This is a genomic window from Bacillus sp. FDAARGOS_1420 (genome assembly GCF_019344915.1).
Lineage (GTDB): Bacteria > Bacillota > Bacilli > Bacillales > Bacillaceae_G > Bacillus_A > Bacillus_A mycoides.
The window spans coordinates 2,984,561-3,006,177 of record NZ_JAHWJB010000002.1; the positions used below are offsets into that span (position 1 = coordinate 2,984,561).

A 21,617-nucleotide genomic window follows, 5' to 3' on the forward strand; every position below is an offset into this window, starting at 1 on the left:
CTTTTAAACAGGGTTTAATAGCGAGAATGGCGACTTATATTCAATAATACACCTACTGCCATTAACATTAAGGTCAAACTTGATCCACCATAACTTAAAAATGGCAAAGTAATACCCGTAACAGGCATCAGTCCTGTTACAACACCAACATTAATCATTACTTGAATCGCAATCATCGCCACAATACCTACTGCTAAAAACGTACCATATAAATCTGGCGCTCCTAATGCTATACGAATCCCGCGCCATAATAATAGACTAAATAATAATAACACAAATGAACCACCAATAAAACCTAATTCCTCGGATAAGATCGCAAATATAAAGTCTGTTTGTGGTTCAGGTAAATAAAGAAATTTTTGTCTACTTTGTCCAAGTCCAAGCCCAAATAAACCACCAGGTCCAATTGCGAGTAACGATTGGATAATTTGAAATCCACTTCCGAGCGGATCCGACCACGGATCTAAATATGATGTAATGCGTTTCATTCGATATGGTGCTGATGCGATTAACCCTACAAATCCCGCTGCACCAAGCAAACCAAACATTGCAAAGTGAAAGACCCTTGCTCCCGAAATGAATATCATAATAATACATGTCCCAACCATTACCGTTCCCGTACCAAGATCTGGCTGTAACATAATTATCCCAAAAGCAAGAAATACAAAACTAAGAGCCGGTAGTAAACCTCGTTTAAAAGATGTAATTAATTTTTGTCGTTCCGCTAAAAATTTTGCTAAGAAAATAATCATCGCGAATTTCATAAACTCTGACGGTTGGATAGAAAATGCTCCGATTCCAATCCAACTTCGCGCCCCTCCACGAACGAGACCTACTCCAGGAATAAGAACGAGAATAAGAAGAACGAAACAAACTAGTAAAATTACTTTTGAATACGTACGCCACACCCAATAATCAATTTTCATGAGAGAAAACATAGCTACTACCCCAAGACTTGCAAATAACAATTGCCTTTTTGCAAAAAAGAATGAATCCCCCATTTTATAAGAGGCCCAAACCGCACTCGCACTATAAACCATAATCATTCCAATTGTTAACAATGCAAGTGTAACGATGATGAGAATAAAATCAGGCGTTTTCTTCATTACCCATGAACACCACCTCTTTGGGCAGAACCTTTGCCCTATGTAACAAAACATCAGTAGGTGTTAGCCTACTGATGTTTTGATTTACTTTATATAAGTTTATGCACAGCTTGTATAAAAATGTCTCCTCTTTCTTCAAATGTTTTAAATTGATCCCAGCTTGCACATGCTGGTGAAAGAAGAATAACATCACCATCGGTAGAATGAGCATACGCCTTCACTACTGCATCATCTAAAGTATCGACACTTTCAATTACATCTAATCCTGCTTTTTCTGCCGCTCTTACTAATTTTGGTGCAGTTTGTCCAAATGTCACAATCGCTTTGACATGTTTAAAGTATGGAATTAAATCATCAAATTCATTACCACGATCAAGTCCACCAGCCAATAATACAATCGGTTGTGTAAATGCAGATAATGCTTTTTCTGTCGCTAGCATATTCGTCGCTTTTGAATCATTATAAAATTTACGATTATTAATCGTTGTTACATATTCTAAGCGATGTTTTACACCTGTAAAACTTTTTAACACAGCAGTAATTGCTTCATTAGAAACACCTAATAATTTAGCAATACTCATTGCTGCTAAAATATTTTCTAAATTGTGCTTACCAGGTAAAACAATATCACTTACTTTAACTACTTTTTCGCCTTTAAAATAAAGAGCGTTATCTTTTATATACGCACCATCTTCAATTATTTTCGTCGCCGAAAATAATACTTTCTTTCCTTTACTATATGCCGATAACGCCATGACATCTGCATCATCTGCGTTAATTATACTATAATCTGTTTCAGTTTGGTTTTTGAAAATATTCGCTTTCGCCAAACCATACTCTTTCTTCGTCCCGTGATAATCTAAATGCGCTTCAAATAAATTTAAAAAGGCTGCAATTTTTGGTTGGAACGATTCCACTCCCATCAATTGAAACGATGAAAGTTCCGTAACGACAACTTCATTTTCCTTCGCCAATTGTGCAACTTCACAAGCTACAGTACCTATATTCCCCGCAATAACTGGGTACTTTTGTCCTTCTTTTAACATTTCAAACGTTAACATTGTCGTTGTTGTTTTACCGTTAGATCCCGTAATCCCAACAAACGGTGCTACTGAAATGGAATATGCTAATTCAACCTCAGTTACAATTGGAATTTGTTTTTCTTTCGCCGCCACTAAGAGTGGATTAGAATATGGAATTCCTGGATTTTTTACGACAAGTGAAATGTTTCTCTCCAGCAATTCTAATGGATGCCCACCACATACAACATCCATTCCTTCCGCTTGTAACTCAGCTGCAAGCACATTACCCGCTAATGGTTTCCCGTCATTTACAATGACGTTTGCCCCTAATTTTTTTAATAAAGTAGCTGCTGCATAACCACTTTTAGCAATACCTAATACAAGAACATTTTTATTTTGATATTCAGTTACAGTTTTCAATTACATCCACACCCCGATATAAATTCCTAGCACAGCTAATAAAAATCCTACAGACCAAAACGTTACAACAACGCGCCACTCTGACCAACCACATAATTCATAATGATGATGTAATGGACTCATTTTAAAGACACGCTTTCCTGTTGTTTTGAACGAAATAACTTGGATAATAACAGATAAAGTTTCCGCTACGAATACACCGCCAATAATAACGAGTAACAATTCTTGTTTTAACAAAATCGCTACAGCTGCGATAGCACCACCTAAAGCTAGAGAACCTGTATCCCCCATAAATACTTTCGCTGGATTCGCATTGAATACTAAAAATCCAAGTACAGCTCCTACAACTGCCATACAGAAAATCGCTACCCCAAATTGTTCTTGAGCTACAGCAATAATACTAAATGCTCCGAATGCAATAGCAGCTGTTCCTGATAATAAACCATCTAAACCATCTGTTAAATTAACCGCATTTGATCCACCAATAAGCATAAATAATACGAGAACAAAATACGCCCAACCTAATTCAAATTTAACATCAGTTCCCGGAATCATGATATAAGTGTGAAATGCTTGCCCTTTTCCAATTAAAAAGAACGCAATAGCAATTACAAGCTGACCAATCAATTTTTGTTTTGATGTTAAACCAAGATTTCTTTTCTTTACTACTTTTATGTAGTCATCTAAAAATCCGATTAATCCGTACCCAAATGTAACTAATAATAACAATGATACTTCTGCACCTAAATTGTTAAATTTAATCGCCATAATAAGCGTAGTCACCATCATAGATACATATATGACAATACCACCCATCGTTGGTGTCCCTGATTTCTTTTGGTGTGACTTCGGTCCTTCGTCACGAATACTCTGTCCGAACTTTAGCTTTCTTAAAAATGGAATAAATAATGGCGAAAGGGCAACAGAAATTAAGAATGCTACCCCAGCCGTTACTAATAAACCTTGTTCAAGCACATGTAGTCCTCCTCTCACGCTGTTACACTTCGTTGTTTAAACGCTCCGTGATTGCTTCTTTAGCAACTTCACGATCGTCAAAATGATGAACTTCTTTACCAATAATTTGATACGTTTCATGCCCTTTACCAGCAATAATAATAATATCTTCTGCTTTTACTTTCGAGATAGCGGAACGTATCGCTTCTTTTCGATCGACAATTACTTCATAATTATCCCTATTTACATCATTTACCATATCATCTAAAATAGCCTTCGGATCTTCACTTCTTGGATTATCTGATGTATAAATTGCGTGAGTTGCATATTCGGTTGCGACACTTGCCATTATTGGCCTTTTCGTTCTATCTCTATCACCACCGCAACCAACGATACAATATACATCGCCTTTTGCAAATTGTTTTGCTGTTTTTAGTACGTTCTCTAAGCTATCAGGTGTATGCGCATAGTCAACAATAACTGTGTAATTTTGTCCACCATCAACAGCTTCAAAACGTCCAGGAACGCCAGCAAGCTCTTTAATTACATCAATAATTGTTTGTAAGCTCACTCCTGAAACAAGACCTGCTGCTGTAGCAGCTAACACGTTGTATACATTAAACTTACCAATTAATTTCATCGTAACATTTACAGTTTCATACGGTGTTACAAGTGTAAATGTTGTACCGCCACTCGTCATTACGATATCTCGTGCCATAATGTCGCTTGCAACATCTATACCATATGTTACAACAGTAGCTGCTGTACTTCTCATATACTCTTCTGCTACTGGATCATCACTGTTTAATATAGCGTATTTTTCACGATTATGATGATAACTATTGCCAAGCTGTGCGAAAAGCAACCCTTTCGCATGTTTATATTCTTCCATCGTTTTATGATAGTCTAGATGATCTTGTGTTAAATTCGTAAATACTGCAACATCATAATCGCACCCGTGTACACGGCCAAGATCTAAAGCATGAGACGAAACTTCCATTACTGTGCTATCCACACCTTGTTCAACCATTTTTGAAAATGTCTGTTGAAGTGTTAGTGCATCTGGTGTTGTATTTTTCACCTCAAATGTTTCATCACCGATTTTCATATTAATCGTTCCAATTAGCCCTGTTTTATGACCATGTGCGCGCATAATTTCATCCATAATATGCGATGTTGTTGTCTTTCCATTTGTACCTGTAATACCGATTAAATGTAACTTGTGTGTTGGTTGGCCATAAAAATAATCAGCTAAAACCGCTAGCGAACGAAAAGTATTTTTCACAAGTACAACTGGAACGTCAACATCAATTGGTCTTTCCGCAACAATAGCAGCCGCTCCTTGTGCGGCTGCTTGCTTAGCAAAGTCATGGCTATCAACCGTATATCCTTTCATACATATAAATAAGCTTCCCTCTTTCACTTTACGTGAATCCGCTTCAATAGATGTTATTTCTGGATTTTCTGTTGGAACAACTGGAAAATCATGCAAACATGATACAAGTGTATGCAACTTCATTTCACTAAACCCTCTCTACATTGTTTATTTATCTCTTATTTTAGCAAGTAACACGTTACCTCCTAGTTATATAAAAATAGGAGGTAAGTGCTACTATAGTCTAATCAATAGATTTATTTATTAATGAGACACTTATCGTCTCAAATAAAGCAATTTTTCTATAAAGAACTCACTTCCACCAATTGTACCATAAAACACAATCAGTTACCTTTAATTCCCGAAGTAAATTCTAACTTTTGAACCCTCTTTTACTTTAGCTCCTGCTTCTGGTGATTGTTTAATTACTTTCCCACCATCACCACTTATATCAAGCTTCAAGTCTACAAGTTGCGTTTGTAAATCTTTCTTTTTCATACCAATTAAATTCGGAACTTCCACAGTTGGTGTATCGCCCCATTTATATTCTTTCTCAACTTGCTCTTTTCTCGGTTCCACTCCCATTACAGGAAGTGCGTCACGAAGAATATTCCCAACAATAGGTGCTGCTACAACTCCACCAAATTGAGTGACTCCTTTTGGATTATCCACTGCTACATAAACAACAATTTGCGGATCGTCAGCTGGAGCAAAACCGATAAATGATACAATATAGTTATTATCTAAATATTTTCCATCTTTCACCTTTTGAGCAGTTCCAGTTTTTCCACCTACACGATATCCATCAATATAAGCCCCTTTACCCGAACCTTTCGCTACAACATTCTCTAATGCGTAACGAACTTTCTCTGAAGTTTCCTTGGAAATAACTTCCCTTTTCGCAACAGGTGTCTTTTTGCTGACAACTTGATTATTCTTCGGATCAATAAATTCCTTCGCTATATATGGCTGATACAAAGTTCCACCATTTACAGCGGCTGCTACAGCTGCTACTTGTTGAATCGGTGTAACAGAAACACCTTGCCCAAATGAAGTCGTCGCTTGCTCGACTGGACCAACTTTATCTAAATTAAATAAAATCCCGCTACCTTCACCTTGTAAATCAATTCCGGTCTTCTGTCCAAACCCGAAATTGCGAATGTATTTAAACAATCGATCTTTACCAAGCCGATCACCGAGTTCAATAAATCCTGGGTTACAAGAGTTTTGAACTACCTCTAAAAACGTTTGGCTACCATGGCCTCCAGCTTTCCAACACCGCAATCTAGCTCCACCAACTTCAGCTGCCCCATCATCATAAAATGTATCTTTCTCTAAGTCTACTAAATTTTCATTCAAGGCTGCAGCTAATGTAATAATCTTAAATGTTGACCCCGGCTCATACGTACTCCATACAGGTAAGTTTCTGTTATATACTTCCGGAGAAACACTTTGGAAATCTGCTGGATCAAAACTTGGTCGACTTGACATACCTAAAATTTCACCATTTTTCGGATTCATTGCAATTGCTATCATACCGTCAGGATTATACGTTGATTCCGCAATATTCATTTCTCTTTCCATAATCCTCGTAATGCGTGAATCAATTGTTAATCCTAAATTCAAGCCGGCTTCTGGTTTTTTGAAATCATCTCCAACGTTAGGCATTCTCTGTCCTTTCGCGTCTGCAAAAAATCGCACATGACCTTTATCACCATTTAGCTCTTTATCATAATATTTCTCTAGTCCCATAAGCCCTTGATTATCACTGCCCGCAAATCCTAATACGTGTGATAAAAAATTACCGAATGGATAGTACCGGATAGAGTCCTCTGCGATGTACACACCCTTTAAACTTAATCCACGTACTTCTTTCGCTTTGTCATGCGATATTTTCCTTCCGCCTTTATCAAGCCTTACAATCGATTCTTTTTTTGTAATCCGCTTATAAACATCATCTTTTTCCACACCTAATACTGCAGCTAACTTCTCTGCAGTCTCTGCTGGTTTTTCAATTTGCCTCGGCACAACAAAGACGGTCGGTGCACTTTTATTCGTAGCAAGCTCCACACCATTTCGATCTAAAATTTTCCCTCGCTCTGGTTCAAAAGTAATATTACGACTCCATGAATCCTTCGCACGATCCGTTAACATATTTCCAAGAAAAAATTGCACATATCCAAGACGAATATCGATAATGGTGAAAATGAGTATACCCGATATAAGTATAAAAATAAGTCGTTTTCTAACTGTTACATTTGATACACGCATATTGGAACAAGCCTCCCTTACGCCTAGCTTGTTCCAATATATGCTTGTACTTATTTAATTAGAACTTCTTCCCTATTACCATTATGGCTTTTCTGCTTCTTGTTGCGGTTCAAGTGGTGGTACGAGTGTTACACCTAATTCTGTACCAGGTTGCAACAATGTCCCTTCCGCCACACTTTGTTCCGTTACATATCCTGTACCAGAAGGTTTTAAGTTAAGCTTTAATGTTTTTGCTAAATTCATAACATCACGCAGTGCCCATCCCTGTATATTTGGCATTGTAGGCTTATCTCCTACTAAGAAGACTCGATCACCCTTTAATGTTTGTTCAGTTGCTTTTGGCACTTGCTGCTGCACTTTACCTTCACCTAATACGATTGGACGAAGTTTTGCTTTATCAATTGTTTTTTTCGCTTCTTCCATCGTTTTTCCGGTTACATCTGGAACGACAGTTTGTTGTTCTTTCACATATTTTTTCGGGTCTTTTACTTCATTCGGCTTAATCTTTAAGTACTCTAAGCTATTTTTCGTTACATATTTAAAGATATCAGCTAAAGGTTTAGCCCCGTTTTCATCATCTTTTAATTTTGGTTGTTTAACGGCCACATACACAACAAGTTGCGGATCGTCCATCGGTGCCATACCTAAGAATGAGAATATATAATTCTCTCTTCCCGTCATATAGCCACCTTTCCCGTCAGGAATTTGTGCTGTACCTGTTTTCCCCCCGACTGAATACCCATCAACTTTATATGCAGTTCCTGTTCCTTTCGGTGATGTAACAACACGTTCTAGTAATTGCCTTACTTGTGCGGCTGTCTCTTTGGTAACAGGTTTTCCTACTTCTTCTGGTTTATGCTCTAGCTGTACTTTACCTGTTATTGGATCCACAATTTTATCAATTGTATAAGGTTTCATCATTTTACCATCATTTGCAATTGCTGTTGCAGCTTGTACAAGTTGAATTGGTGTAACTGTAGAACCTTGTCCAAATGCCGTTGTTACTTGTTGTATTTGTTGATCAAATAAAATTGTATTTGACCCTTCACCAGATAAATCAATGTTTGTTTTTTCATCTAATCCAAAACCGTGAATATATTTTCGAAAACGCTCTGGACCAAGTTTTTGATCCCCTAAAATTGCGAACGCTACGTTTGAAGATCGCTCTACCCCTTCATCAAAAGTAATAGAACCCCATCCGGCGCCGCCGTTATGATCTTTTATTTTGCGATTACCAACTTGATATGTACCAGACTGATAAAAGTCTTGCCCATTGTATACACCTTCATTAATGGCCGCCGCTAATGTGAAAATCTTCATTGTTGATCCCGGTTCAAACGCATTTGCAATGGCGTCGTTGAAGAAATATTTAATTTGACGATCATTAGGGTCATAACTAGGTTTACTAGACATCGCTAATATTTTCCCTGTCTTCGGATCCGCAACAATCCCTATTAAATTTTCTGGTTCATAATGTTTACTCGCTTCTTTCATTGCGTCTTCTAAATAACTTTGAATACGTTGGTCAAGCGTTAAATACACATTATCTCCATTTTTAGGTGCCTTTACATTCACTTTCCCACCGTCAAGAGATACTCCTTTACGGTCACCTGTATAAGCTACCTCACCATTAGAAGCACCTAAATATTTATCCAAACTCTTTTCTAAGCCAAATTGACCGACTGAGATTCCATTTTCATCAGGTTTCGCATGACCTATGACGTAAGATGCAAAATCACCGTTTGGATAAACTCTCGCATTTTCGGTAATAAAAGATATTCCCGGCAATTTCAATGCTTCTATTTGGTCTTTCTTTTCTTTCGTCAAGTCTTTACCCAATGTTCCAAATTCCACTTGACTTTTGCCTTCTTTATTTAAAGTAGCTAAAATTTTATCTTCATCTTTTCCGAGTACTCCTGCGATTTTCTTTGCAGTATCCTCTTTATCCTTAACGGCGTTAGCTCCTTTTAACTCGGCTACAAGTTTATAAGAATTTGCGTCTTGCGCTAGTACATGACCATTTTGATCATAAATTGTTCCTCGATTCGCTTCGAGAACTCCTTTTTTACTATGTTTCTGCTCAGCAAGTTTTTTCAAATCATGATTGTCCACTGTTCCTGTTACTTGTATGTAAAAAAATCGGGCTAATAACAGCAAAAAGAGCAGGAGGAAAAATATCATAAAATAACCTGCTCCCTTATTGGTATGAAATTTGGTCATATTTCTCTTCATCTTTTCTTCACACCTATTTGCCTTACTTTAGGCCTTTCACGTTATTCGCATTAATTTCTAGCCCGTGTTTTTTTGCAACTTCAGCGATACGTTCATAACGACTTAACTTCTCTACTTCAGCCTGCAATTCTTGATTTTCCTTTTGTTTTTTTACAATTTGTTCTTCTATCGTCGCTGCTTCTACATTAACTTGATATAGGCCCGCTTTATTCCCAATAAAAGCTACACAGGCATATAATAAAAATCCAATAAACGTTACGTACAATAGCTTTTCAATTCTTGTAATTTTCGTTTTAACTTTTGGCTTAACCATCTGCTGTGGCGGCGCTTGAATTTGTACCTCTTCTTGCGCCTGTTGTTTATACTTTACAGCTAAATTAGTCATACCTCTCTCTCCTTTTTATCGTTTTTCAGCGATTCTCAACTTCGCAGAACGCGCTCGATTATTTTCTTCTAATTCAATGTCAGAAGGTAAAATCGGTTTCCTTGTAATAAGCTTTAATTTCGGCTTAAATTCATCCGGAATAATCGGTAGTCCCTGTGGTAATTGCGGCGTTGTGCTATTTCGCTTAAACGTCGTTTTACAAATACGATCTTCTAAAGAATGGAATGTTATAACACTAACTCTTCCACCAGGCTTGACCATATCAATTGCAGATTCCAACGCTTCTTCAAATACTTTTAATTCATCATTTACAGCAATACGAATCGCTTGAAATACTCGCTTCGCAGGATGTCCACCTGTTCTACGTGCCGGAGCTGGAATACCTTCTTTAATTAATTCCACTAATTCTCCTGTCGTTTCAATAGCCTTATTCTCGCGATAAGCTTCAATTTTCCTTGTTATTTGCTTTGAAAATTTTTCTTCTCCGTATTGGAAGAAAATTCTTACGAGTTGTTCATATGACCAGCTGTTCACAACATCATATGCTGTTAATGGGGCATCTTGATCCATCCGCATATCTAACGGTGCATCATGATGATAACTAAAGCCACGCTCTGGTGTATCTAATTGTGGGGATGAAACACCTAAATCGAATAAAATCCCGTCTACTTCTGTAATACCTAATTCATGTAGTTTTTCAGATAAATAACGGAAGTTGCTCTTCACTGTTACAAATTGTTCACCATAAGAAGAAAATTTTTCCTTCGCATTTTGAATCGCTATTTCATCTTGATCAAATGCTATTAACTTTCCACCATCTGTTAGCTGAGATAGTAAATAAGAACTATGTCCTCCTCCACCCAGTGTACAATCTACATATGTACCACTCGGTTTTATATCTAAGCCATCTACTGTTTCTTTCAAAAGTACTGTTACGTGTTTGAACATTGCTGCACCTACTCTTTTTCCAATTAATTATGTTAAATACATTTCTCACTCTACAAACACAATTTACTACTAGAGGATGAAATGCTACTAAAGAACGACTCATTTAACTTCCAACAAGGTAGTACGCTATACAAATCGCTATTTTATTTTATTATATACTAAATTTTATCATTTTTTGCGGGAATTTAAACAAAAACCTGTCGAAAAAGATAATAATCCGTTTACATTTTGTGCTATTTTGTCATATATATATACCTGATACATAGCGATTCATTACATTAACATAAGATGGATAATTCAGAAATATTTCACTTCACAGTTAATTCAACAGAATAAAAATAAAATCCTGCTCAAAAGAGCAAGATTCTATAGTTTTATTACATGATGTTTTCCATCCCACGAAAAAGATTGTTCCATTACCCGGTCAACAAAATCAAGGCCGAACTGATTTAAATAATAACAAACATTCCACACACGTTCTTGCGGTGCTCCTAATGGACGAAGCGCAAATTGTAAACGGCGGAATTTATTCAGTTGAACCTCATGTTTCTTCTCAACATTTCTTTTCAACATTTTTTCTAACAGTTCAATTTGCTCATTAATTTTCAGTTCATTTTTCCCAGCAAACTCATTTAACCCTGGATCTATTTTTTTCACGAATTGTTGTAATGATGTATGAATATCCATTATTTCTCTTTTCGCTTCTATAAATCGCTCGTCTATCGGTTCCTCTATTTGATTAGAAAGCCAATTGTCACGCAGATTATCTATATTATTTAGAAATGGATCAATTTCTTGCAAATCTAAATCATATAAATCTGTCGCTATATCTCGCTCCATATAAGTAATTGTAAGGCGCGGAACAACAGGTGGCATTTGGAAACCTGCCGTATGAAACACTTGTTGCAATTCACTCCAATAAGCTAACTCCCCTGGACCGCCAATAAACGCTAACGTAGGAAACACATATTCTTGCATAAGAGGGCGCGTTACAACATTATTACTAAAACGTTCTGGACTTCTTTCCATCTCTTCCATCAATTCTTCATACGAAAATGAATGCACTCCATCTTTTCCAATAAACTTCCCTTGATTCTCTTCAAGCAATACTCGCTCATTATCAATTTCCATAAATATATGTACTGCATTTGTCTTCGTTTCAATAATCGGTTTAAATCCTAATTCCTTAAGTACTTCCTGTTGATTACGAAGCCCTACTTGAATTTCTTTATATTTACTTATAATTTGTTGTAAAAACGGCACTTCTAATTTTCTTAATGCAGGATGATGTGAATCTACAAGAATTAAACCAGAATTTGCGAACATTTTCGTAATAAGGTGCGCAAAGAAATCTACATATGTATGCGATTTACCTAAAGCATCATCAACAAATTGTAATACATCCTTTGTAAAATTCGTTTCCGGATATGTTTTAAAAATCTCTTCGACCCATTTTCTACAGTCTTCAATAGAAAACTCAGACTCAGAAGCACTCGCCTTTTTCGGATAACGATCATGAAAAATGGTCTTTTTTATTTTTTTATTTTTCGTTACAAATGTATGATTAATTTCATCCATATCATGGTCTTCACCAGCAATCCAAAAGACAGGAACAACCCGAACCCCTAAGCTCTCTTCTTTTTCTTTTGCAAGCTGTAAAATTGAAATGATCTTATGAACTGTATACAGCGGACCAGTTAATAACCCTGCTTGTTGTCCAGCTATAACTACATATGTATTTTCATCTTCAAGCGCTTTTATATTTTGAATTGTAAATTCTCCCGCTTGCAATTGTGTATTATATTCTAATAAATGCGTTACTAAATCTTGACGGAAAAACTCTCTCTCACGTAAATCATGTAAACGCTGTTTAAAAGCATCCTCTGTTAACAGATAATCAAAACATGACTGTATCTCTTTTTTACCGTTCATATAGTCCGCTACAACACCTTGTAGTGGAACAGAGATTTCTTTTATCTCCATATAATTCTTCCTTTCGTATCCTGTTCTCTCACCAACCCACATTGTATTCAATGTTTCACGTAAAAGCAAAGAAAAACACTTATAATTCCATTCCTTTTATTGCATTGAACAAAAATCGAAGTGTCGGAACAGATTGTTGTTGTTCCTCAGCTTCTTCTAATACATATCCAACAATTGCATTAACTTCCGTTTGTCTATTCGCCCTTACGTCCGCTAACATAGATGAAGTATTATGGGATGTTTTTTCACATACTTGGCATACCATTTTCCATAGCATTTCCTTATCTTCTTCTTTAACAAGAAATGCAACTTCCTGAAATACTTGCTCCATCATTTGATAAAAAAGCGGGTTTGAAATTAACTCCCCGTTCTCAACCCGTAATAATGCCGTCAACGGATTAATACATACATTGACTACTAATTTATTACGCATAATTCCCTTCCAATCATCTTCTATCTGAATCGGAAAATAATCAAAAGGAAAACAATTAAATACCTTTTTAAAACAACTAGATTGACCACGCACTACACCAAACTTTGTAACACCTATTCCAGTATGACGAACTGTATGTCCATCCTCTTTTTTTGCACCATGCTCCACAATCCCGACTGCTATACGTTCATTTCCTATTTTTCGCATAACGTGAAGATGTGACATTCCATTTTGCAAAAAGATTAATGACGATTCTCCCTGCACAAAAGGTAATATATCAGTTACATGATATTGCTTTACAGCAATAAATATATAATCTAACTGTTTATCCAGCATACTTTCTATCGGTAAAATAGATGGAAATACCGTTTCACGTTCTCCATTCCTAATACAAGTTACACCCGTTAAGTTTAATTCTTCTGCTTGCTTATCGTTTCTTGTAAACAACGTAACATCTTGATTACTTTTTTGTAAATAAAATGTATATAGGAGACCAATAGCTCCCGGTCCAACAATTCCAATTTTCATCTTCACACAAAGAACTCATATTAACAAGTGATATAAGTTCCCTTGCCTTTCCCCCTTTATATCTTATTAAATTACAATTACATAGTTGAGGATTCAATTATCTTTTAACAAATGCAACCTCTTCTTTCACTACGTATATACTACCTATATACATAGTTCTATTCTTAGTTTAGCAAATCCTCAAAAAAATAATGAAAGAAATATTCTATCTTCTTCATAAAAATTTAAAAATGAGTTATAATATTATTATAAATATTTTAACTTTTCTGCATTCAACAAGATAAGAAAAGGACGTGATGTAATGGGATTCCCAAAAGTTGAACGCTTGCTCATCAATTATAAAACATTAGATGAATTTAAAAAATTCAAAGGGTGCGGAGCTCAAGAACTATCCATGTTGGAAGAATTACAAGCAAACATTATTGAAAATGATAGTGAGTCTCCATTTTACGGTATTTATTATGGAGGATCACTAATCGCACGTATGAGTCTATATATGAAAAGGAACGGCGGGGAACCATTTGAAATTACAGGTACTTACCTAGAACTTTATAAACTTGAAGTATTGCCGACTTTTCAAAAACAAGGATTCGGACAAATGCTTGTTAATTATGCGAAACAACTACAATTCCCAATTAAAACGATAGCACGTATCCAGTCATCTGGTTTTTGGGATAAATTAAGTTTCCAGCCAGTATCAGTAACTGATGGTGATTTTTATATTTGGCATCCAGAAACAAATTCGAATGCGATTACAAACGAAGAATCTGCATAAGAAACAAAAAAAACAGCTGTTACGCAGCTGTTTTTATTTCTTTAATTTTTCTAATTCTCCATTCGAGCGAGCGCCATTTCTTTCCGCTACCATTACACTTCTTTTTTGATCGATATAATCAAGTAATGTTCTATATTCTTCCTCATATACTGATAATCGCTCCAGAAGACGTTCTTTCTCTGTTTGTAACGATTCAATTTGTTGTTGCAACACCATTAAAGAGCTTTCATCTTTATAATTTCGCAAGAATTCAATAACATCATTCAATGTAATTGATGTAGGCTCTAATACCTTTGTCTCTTTCACTTCATAATTTTCTACTTTACGAAGTTGCTTTGCTTCTTCAATACGTTCTTTGTATTGCTTTCTAACATAAGAATTCCACCTAAATCCACATGCTGCTGGCGTGCGAGACAAATGTCTCCCCACTTCTTTAAAGGCAGAAAGTTGCGTTCCACCTTCTTGAATATGCCGGAGTACTACTTCTGCCAGAAGCAAATCTTCATCATCAGTCCAAGCATCTTGTCTTGTTGTCGCCATCTCTCTAGTCCTCCCTATGCATTTTTTATTAAGCATATGCAGTTACTAGAAAAGATAGAATACAACAAATAAAGAATAAGACAAAAAAAAATAAACGTAGAAGATATCTTCTACGTTTATTTTCCCGCAATTACTTGCTGATTACTTCTTTACCTTTGTAAGTACCGCATGCTTTACATACACGGTGAGCTAATTTCGCTTCACCACAGCTTGGGCACTCTACCATACCAGGTACTGATAATTTGAAATGCGTACGACGCTTTCTTTTTACTGTTTTAGAAGTTCTTCTAAAAGGTACAGCCATTCTTCCCACCTCCTTAAAAGAAATAGTTATTTTCATATGAAGGCCTAAACCAGTCTTCCGATTATTTGTCAAAAAACTTTGCAAGTCCTGCTAATCGTGGATCAACAGTCTTTTCTTTGTTTTCTTCCGAAATCACTTGCCAGTCTTGACCTTGCATCGGTGCTCCACCAGAAACATCATCACTGAAAATTTGCATTGGAATCTCCAAAAGTATATTTTCCTTGATTACGGGCAGTAAGTCAAGTACTTCTCCTTCTAAACAATGAATTTCAGCTTCTGTTTCAAATTCTTCTTCCGAAGTTTGGAACACCTCAGTTGTTTTAATGTCAAATGGTAATGTCACATCTACTAAAGAGCGAGAACATGGTAAAACCATGCTTCCAGTTATATGTAGATGAAACGTAAACTTACCGGAGCCAAAATCAACTCTTCCTGTTACATGAGCAGGATTAATTTCACGAATATCTTTCTCGACCTCTTTTAGCTCACTTACATCTACCATTTCATTTAATGTCAATCCTTTATTTCTCAATTTATTCAATTGATGGATGGACCATTTCATATCATATCACCTCAAGGCAACAAACAAAATTATAGCTAGCCATTTTATATTTGTCAATGTTTTTTCTTTACACTATAATGAAGTCATCATAGGAAATAATATATAGACTATCACGTTTTCCAAAAAGATGCTACATCGAAAGGAGAGATTACCATAAAATCCAGTGGTATTGTTGTTGAATATAACCCTTTTCATAACGGTCATGCTTATCATGTGCAACAAACAAAAAAGTTAACACAGTCTGATATTATTATCGCCGTTATGAGTGGTCCTTTTTTGCAGCGTGGTGAGCCCGCACTCATCTCCAAATGGTATCGTACTAAAATGGCCTTAACAAACGGCGTAGACCTTGTTGTAGAGCTTCCATATGCATTCGCAACACAAAAGGCCGAAACTTTCGCAAATGGCGCAATTTCGATTTTAAACGCCCTTGGTGTTTCTGAAATTTGTTTCGGTAGTGAAGATGGACAAGCTGAAAATTTCTACAATACCATCGCTATACAAAAAAATGAAGAAGAGACTTTTAATCGTCTTGTGAAGCAATTTATGAATGCAGGTAATAGTTATGCAAAAGCTACATCTGAAGCCTTTCTACACATCTTACCATCCGAAAAAAACGTAGATATGTCACAACCAAATAACATTTTAGGCTTACAGTACATTAAAGCAATTCTCTTACAAAACAGTTCGATGCAAGCACAAACTATAAAAAGATTCGCCTCTCATTATCATGATGAAACATTTCACGATCAACATATTGCAAGTGCAACAAGTATTCGCAAACAGCTATTTAATGAAAACAGTTCCTCTACAACTATTGAGCCTTTTATCCCGAAAATGACTGCTTCTCTTTTAGAAAACTACAAGCAAAACTACGGGACGTTACATAACTGGGAAAAATACTTTTCATTTTTTAAATACAAACTTATGACGATGTCTTCAGAGGACTTACAGCATATATATGAAATGGAAGAAGGTTTAGAGCATCGTATTTTATCAAAAATACAAAACAGTTCATCTTTCTATTCATTCATGGAAGCATTAAAAACAAAACGTTATACATGGACTAGATTGCAAAGAGCTTGTACACATATTTTAACAAATACAACGAAGGAAGAAATACACAAAGCAAATATAGAGCAACATGCGCCGTATATCCGTCTTCTCGGAATGTCACAAAAAGGACAAACTTATCTTTCTAGAAATAAGAAAAAAATTGAACTCCCAATCCTTACTCATACAAAAACATTCGAACATCCAACTTTAGACATAGAACGAAAATCAAATGCTGTATATTTCTGCATAATGCAAGAACCTTTGCGGACACAACTGCTAAAACAAGACGCAACGCATCACCCAATTCGTTATGATGAAATAATGAAAAAATTCCTATAAGAAAAACCTCTCTTCTTCAGAGAGGTTTACTTTGTTTTACCCATTTTTTCTAAATACGTTAATGCATCATCCAGTGTGTCCACCGGTACAATTTTCATCTTTGTTTTAATATCTTTCGCAGCTTCAAGAGCATCTTTATAATTCGATTTCTCTACACCTTTTTCATTTGGCGCAAAAAACACTTCAGCTCCCGCATCACTAGCAGCTACTACTTTTTGCTGAATACCACCAATTGGACCAATTTCTCCTTTATCATTGATTGTACCTGTTCCAGCTATTTCATGTCCGTTTGTTAAATCTTCTTCAACGAGCTGATTATAAATTTCTAGTGTAAACATTAACCCTGCTGACGGGCCTCCTATTTCATGGGAATCAATTTTCACTTTCGGATCTACCACTAACTCTCTTTCCGTAACGATAGAGACCCCTATACCGACGCGTCCATTCCCATTAGGGATCGTCTTTACATTTAAATTTTCTTTAAACTGTTTTCCGCCCCGCTTGTATTCAATATTTACTATGTCCCCTTCTTTTTTCCCTGTCATATACTCAATAAATTGTTCCGTCTTGTCGAATGTTTTTCCATCGACAGCAATAATAACATCTCCAAGCTTAAGTTTTCCTTCTGACGGCATACCCTTTGCTACACCAGCAACTAGTACACCTTTATTTTCAAAAGAAACAGAGCGATTTGCACGTTTATAAGCATTATAGATCGCTGCATTTTGCGAATCTTTCATTGCATAATTTTGGCGAAATTGATATTCTTCATCACTCTCGCCTTTTTGCAATATTTCTTCCGCCTTTGAAACGTGTGTATATTTATTAAATTGCGCGGCTATTAAGTTCACCACATTGGCAGGTCCCATTGAGACAGTGACAAGCATGAAATCACCAGACTCTTTCGTTCCACCATCTACTTGAACGTATGGCGCTAATTTCGCCGCCATACCTGGTTTTGTCACATAATACGGCAAACGCACATAAACAAGTAGCATCGCCAATATAACCCCTATTAAAATTGCATATATAAACCGAAAACGCTTAAACATTATGTTTCTCCTTCCACTGCTCAATTAGTAAATAAATGTTTGAAATGTGTTTTTCTGCTTCCACTTCTCCGACCCGAATGATATCTTCAATATGTGTAAAAGCACGCGAACTAAATTGTTCTACTGCTGGCCGCATCATTAAATCTGATGCTATTTGCCGATTCATCACGAGTTCATGTTGCATAATTTCAATACTTTGCATAATCACATCATAAATCGATGTAACCTCTCCATTCACCTTAATTGGAGATACATCAACAGCAATAACAATATCAGCCCCTAAATCTTTTACAACCGATACGGGAATACGGTCAATTACCCCTCCATCCACTAATAAGCGCCCATCTATTTTCTCTGGAACAAACACCCCCGGCACAGATATACTAGCTCGAACCGCCTCCGCAATCGGACCGCTTGTAAAAACAACTTTTTCCCCCTTCAAAATGTCAGTAGCCACAACAGCCGCCGGGATATCTAACTCTTCTAAATTTTTATTATATGTAAACATTTTAATCATATCTTTGATACGTTTTCCAGCAATAAATCCCATTTTAGGAACTGTAAAATCCAAATAATATTTCCTTTTAAAAACAGCGGCCAATCTATACAGTCTTTCAACGTCACAACTCGCTGCATAAAATGTACCAATTAATGCTCCTATACTACTACCTGCTATCATGTGAATAGGGATGCCAGCTTCCCTTAACACTTTTATTACCCCTATGTGAGCAAAACCTTTTGCACCTCCGGATCCAAGCGCTAAACCGATTTTTGGTTCCTTCATTTTTCTCACCCTTTAATTTTTTTCATTCCTTTTTCATACTTATGGTCTAAATTCACCACATATCCACGTATACTGAAATGAACGTTTTTGGGACAAAGGGGGATTTTCTTACATGTACGAAAAATGGAAAACTGCTTTTCTTACCATATCAATGTTATTTTTAACCTTTTCTCTTGTACTTCACCCCCAAGATGCTTTGCAAGCTTCAATTCGCGGGTTAAATATATGGTGGGAAGTTGTATTCCCTTCACTACTACCGTTTTTCATCATTGCGGAACTTCTAATCAGTATTGGTATTGTAAAATTTATCGGTGTTATATTAGAACCACTAATGCGTCCACTGTTTCGTGTTCCAGGGGTAGGCGGATTTGTTTGGGCAATGGGAATGGCTTCAGGATTCCCCGCTGGCGCCAAATTAAGCGCTAGACTACGCAAGAGCAATCAACTAACACAAATCGAAGCGGAACGACTCGTATCTTTCACAAATTCTTCTAATCCACTTTTTATTTTCGGAGCGGTTTCTATTGGTTTTTTCAATAATCCGAAATTAGGGCTCGTATTAGCAGCAGCACATTATATAAGTAACTTTATCGTCGGATTACTTATGCGCTTTTATGGTAATAACGATACTTACATAAAAGACAAACATACGAATCAAAAGCGTGCCTTTCAAAACCCTTTTTCCATCCTCCACCAAACACGTATGCAAGAAAAAAGACCGATTGGAAAACTACTCGGTGACGCTATCGTTTCTTCTATTCAAACATTGCTCATGATTGGTGGGTTTATTATTTTATTCTCTGTTTTAAATAAAATGATTACTGTTTTCGAAATTACAGAAGCGCTTTCTTTTATTATGCAACATATTTTATCATTCTTCCAACTTACATCCCAATTTAATATTCCGATATTATCCGGTATTTTTGAAATGACGCTTGGAAGCCAAATGATTAGTCAAATTAATGAATCAACACTTCTTCAACAAGCGATGGTAACAAGCTTCATTCTAGCATTTAGCGGCCTTTCTATTCAGGCACAAGTAGCAAGCATATTAGCGGAGACAGATATCCGCTTTAAACCTTATTTTTTAGCTCGAATTATCCAAAGTATTCTCGCTCCTATTCTCACTTTTATATTTTGGGGGCCATTTTATGAAAAAGTTCATTCTTTCTCGCCTACGCAAGAAGATCTTCCCGTATTTTTATTGAATCATTCTTACACACTAACTGATATTTGGACATCATTTATACACTACGGACCAATCTTCACCTTATTTTGTTTATATTTATATGTTATCTTATTGTTTTTACGCATTCATAAAGAAAAACCCCGTTCACTTTAACGGGGTTTTAAACTTTTCTTTTAAAGCACGCTCTACAATCGGAGGAACAAGGTCTACTACACTTCCACCATATCTCGCAACTTCTTTCACAATACTTGAACTTAAAAATGAATATTGATTATTTGTCATAATGAAGAAAGTTTCGATACTTTCGTCTAGTTTTCGATTCATTGAAGTAATTTGCATCTCATATTCAAAATCAGAAACTGCTCGTAAACCACGTAATATTGCATTTGCATTACGCATTTTTGCATATTCCACCAATAATCCACTATGTGAATCAACTTTTACATTCGGAATATCCTTTGTCGCCTCTCGAATTAACTCTAGGCGTTCTTCTACCGAAAAGAATGGTTTTTTTGATGAATTGTTTAAAACAACTACATATACTTCATCAAATACTTTTGCTCCCCTTTTAATAATATCCAAATGTCCAAGGGTAATTGGATCAAAACTCCCTGAAGAAATAGCTATACTTGTCATTCTGTCCCCTCACCTTCATACTTATAAATCGAAATTGCTGTAATCCCGTAGTTTTCTGCCCGTACTTTTACAAGTTCTCCTATAGAATCAGGTAAAACCACGTCATCCCCATGCTCTGCCATAATGATGCCATCTTTATTTAACAATCCATGTTGATCCATTACACTAACTAAAGACACAATTTTTTGAGCTTTATATGGAGGGTCTATTAGTATAAGATCGAATGATATTTCACGCTTTATAAGCGCCTTTACCGCACGCTCTGCATCATTTCGGTACACTTCAGCTTGTTCTTGTAGTCTACAGCTTTCTAAATTTTGATGAATGACTTTTATCGCTTTACTATCTCGGTCAACAAAAATCGCTTTATCAATCCCTCTACTTATGGCCTCAATTCCAAGACCACCGCTACCACCAAATAAATCAAGAGCGATACCACCATCATAATAAGGACCTATCATATTAAAAATAGATTCTTTCACTTTATCTGTCGTTGGACGCGTTGTATTACCAGGTACCGCTTTAAGTGGGTGCCCTTTACATTTTCCTGAAACTACTCTCATCTGTTGTCACTACCTTTATTTCAATCTATAGAGCGATTACAGCAAATTCATTTCAATTCGGTAACCGCTACCGATTCATACTATTTCATACATTTTTTCATTAATCTGTTATTTAACTAATTGAAAACCTCAGTTAAAATAATCGCTCGCTATTTCTTTC

Annotated in this window: 20 protein-coding genes; 3 read left to right on the forward strand and 17 right to left on the reverse strand. The window is 36.2% G+C overall.

Going from position 1 to position 21,617, the window contains the following annotated elements; genetic code table 11:
* Nucleotides 1-14 precede the first annotated feature (14 nt).
* The 10 genes from spoVE to panE form a co-directional block, all read right to left on the reverse strand.
* Nucleotides 15-1,106 carry a stage V sporulation protein E gene (gene spoVE / locus I6L50_RS25380; protein ID WP_002066872.1) on the reverse strand — a complete coding sequence of 364 codons (1,092 nt, stop codon included), beginning with the start codon at nt 1,104-1,106 and terminating at the stop codon, nt 15-17.
* A gap of 89 nt (nt 1,107-1,195) precedes the next feature.
* On the reverse strand, nt 1,196-2,548 hold the full coding sequence (gene murD / locus I6L50_RS25385; protein ID WP_219303437.1) for a UDP-N-acetylmuramoyl-L-alanine--D-glutamate ligase: 1,353 nt from the start codon (nt 2,546-2,548) through the stop codon (nt 1,196-1,198).
* Entirely contained in the window at nt 2,549-3,523 is a 975-nt protein-coding gene (gene mraY / locus I6L50_RS25390) for a phospho-N-acetylmuramoyl-pentapeptide-transferase (protein ID WP_002014738.1), read from the reverse strand.
* 22 nt (nt 3,524-3,545) lie between these two features.
* Nucleotides 3,546-5,021, reverse strand: a complete 1,476-nt coding sequence (locus I6L50_RS25395) for a UDP-N-acetylmuramoyl-L-alanyl-D-glutamate--2,6-diaminopimelate ligase (RefSeq protein ID WP_219303438.1) — start codon at nt 5,019-5,021, stop codon at nt 3,546-3,548.
* A 210-nt stretch (nt 5,022-5,231) separates the two neighbouring features.
* Nucleotides 5,232-7,148, reverse strand: a complete 1,917-nt coding sequence (locus tag I6L50_RS25400; protein WP_002014741.1) for a stage V sporulation protein D — start codon at nt 7,146-7,148, stop codon at nt 5,232-5,234.
* A gap of 81 nt (nt 7,149-7,229) precedes the next feature.
* Nucleotides 7,230-9,380 (reverse strand): penicillin-binding protein, encoded by a 2,151-nt coding sequence (locus I6L50_RS25405; protein ID WP_444992219.1) that lies wholly within the window; start codon nt 9,378-9,380, stop codon nt 7,230-7,232.
* Nucleotides 9,381-9,402: 22 nt separating this feature from the next.
* Nucleotides 9,403-9,765 carry a cell division protein FtsL gene (ftsL, locus tag I6L50_RS25410; RefSeq protein WP_002014745.1) on the reverse strand — a complete coding sequence of 121 codons (363 nt, stop codon included), beginning with the start codon at nt 9,763-9,765 and terminating at the stop codon, nt 9,403-9,405.
* Between the two features lie 15 nt (nt 9,766-9,780).
* The gene (rsmH, locus tag I6L50_RS25415) at nt 9,781-10,713 is read right to left on the reverse strand and encodes a 16S rRNA (cytosine(1402)-N(4))-methyltransferase RsmH (RefSeq protein WP_002014746.1); all 933 of its coding nucleotides are present in this window, start codon (nt 10,711-10,713) and stop codon (nt 9,781-9,783) included.
* Nucleotides 10,714-11,079: 366 nt separating this feature from the next.
* Entirely contained in the window at nt 11,080-12,696 is a 1,617-nt protein-coding gene (gene bshC, locus I6L50_RS25420; protein ID WP_219303439.1) for a bacillithiol biosynthesis cysteine-adding enzyme BshC, read from the reverse strand.
* Between the two features lie 79 nt (nt 12,697-12,775).
* Nucleotides 12,776-13,663: a 2-dehydropantoate 2-reductase gene (gene panE / locus I6L50_RS25425; RefSeq protein ID WP_002066866.1), complete on the reverse strand. Its 888-nt coding sequence runs from the start codon at nt 13,661-13,663 to the stop codon at nt 12,776-12,778.
* Nucleotides 13,664-13,958: 295 nt separating this feature from the next.
* On the opposite strand from panE, the gene I6L50_RS25430 reads away from it, so the two are divergent.
* Nucleotides 13,959-14,432, forward strand: a complete 474-nt coding sequence (locus I6L50_RS25430; RefSeq protein WP_002014751.1) for an N-acetyltransferase — start codon at nt 13,959-13,961, stop codon at nt 14,430-14,432.
* A gap of 33 nt (nt 14,433-14,465) precedes the next feature.
* On the opposite strand, the gene I6L50_RS25435 is transcribed toward I6L50_RS25430, so the two are convergent.
* From I6L50_RS25435 to I6L50_RS25445, 3 genes are all read right to left on the reverse strand, one after another.
* The gene (locus I6L50_RS25435; RefSeq protein WP_002066865.1) at nt 14,466-14,972 is read right to left on the reverse strand and encodes an RsfA family transcriptional regulator; all 507 of its coding nucleotides are present in this window, start codon (nt 14,970-14,972) and stop codon (nt 14,466-14,468) included.
* 130 nt (nt 14,973-15,102) lie between these two features.
* A complete protein-coding gene (rpmF, locus tag I6L50_RS25440) occupies nt 15,103-15,276 on the reverse strand; it encodes a 50S ribosomal protein L32 (RefSeq protein WP_001984764.1) in 174 nt (57 codons plus the stop codon).
* Nucleotides 15,277-15,337: 61 nt separating this feature from the next.
* A complete protein-coding gene (locus tag I6L50_RS25445) occupies nt 15,338-15,838 on the reverse strand; it encodes a YceD family protein (protein ID WP_002014753.1) in 501 nt (166 codons plus the stop codon).
* 153 nt (nt 15,839-15,991) lie between these two features.
* Here I6L50_RS25445 and I6L50_RS25450 point away from each other — a divergent pair, with 153 nt between their 5' ends.
* Nucleotides 15,992-17,233: a nucleotidyltransferase gene (locus I6L50_RS25450; RefSeq protein ID WP_219303748.1), complete on the forward strand. Its 1,242-nt coding sequence runs from the start codon at nt 15,992-15,994 to the stop codon at nt 17,231-17,233.
* A 26-nt stretch (nt 17,234-17,259) separates the two neighbouring features.
* Here I6L50_RS25450 and I6L50_RS25455 read toward each other — a convergent pair whose 3' ends face one another.
* Both I6L50_RS25455 and I6L50_RS25460 read right to left on the reverse strand, forming a co-directional pair.
* Nucleotides 17,260-18,285, reverse strand: coding sequence for a SepM family pheromone-processing serine protease (locus tag I6L50_RS25455; RefSeq protein ID WP_219303440.1), 1,026 nt, complete (start codon nt 18,283-18,285; stop codon nt 17,260-17,262).
* Nucleotides 18,278-19,069, reverse strand: a complete 792-nt coding sequence (locus tag I6L50_RS25460; protein ID WP_219303441.1) for a patatin-like phospholipase family protein — start codon at nt 19,067-19,069, stop codon at nt 18,278-18,280. Before I6L50_RS25460 ends, I6L50_RS25455 begins: the two co-directional genes overlap by 8 nt.
* 112 nt (nt 19,070-19,181) lie before the next feature.
* Here I6L50_RS25460 and ylbJ point away from each other — a divergent pair, with 112 nt between their 5' ends.
* Entirely contained in the window at nt 19,182-20,411 is a 1,230-nt protein-coding gene (gene ylbJ / locus I6L50_RS25465) for a sporulation integral membrane protein YlbJ (protein WP_002138097.1), read from the forward strand.
* Here ylbJ and coaD read toward each other — a convergent pair.
* Nucleotides 20,403-20,894: a pantetheine-phosphate adenylyltransferase gene (gene coaD, locus I6L50_RS25470; protein WP_002142952.1), complete on the reverse strand. Its 492-nt coding sequence runs from the start codon at nt 20,892-20,894 to the stop codon at nt 20,403-20,405. The two genes, ylbJ and coaD, sit on opposite strands and share 9 nt — an antisense overlap.
* On the reverse strand, nt 20,891-21,457 hold the full coding sequence (rsmD, locus tag I6L50_RS25475) for a 16S rRNA (guanine(966)-N(2))-methyltransferase RsmD (protein WP_001266992.1): 567 nt from the start codon (nt 21,455-21,457) through the stop codon (nt 20,891-20,893). The genes coaD and rsmD overlap by 4 nt, the downstream gene beginning before the upstream one ends.
* Between the last annotated feature and the right edge of the window lie 160 nt (nt 21,458-21,617).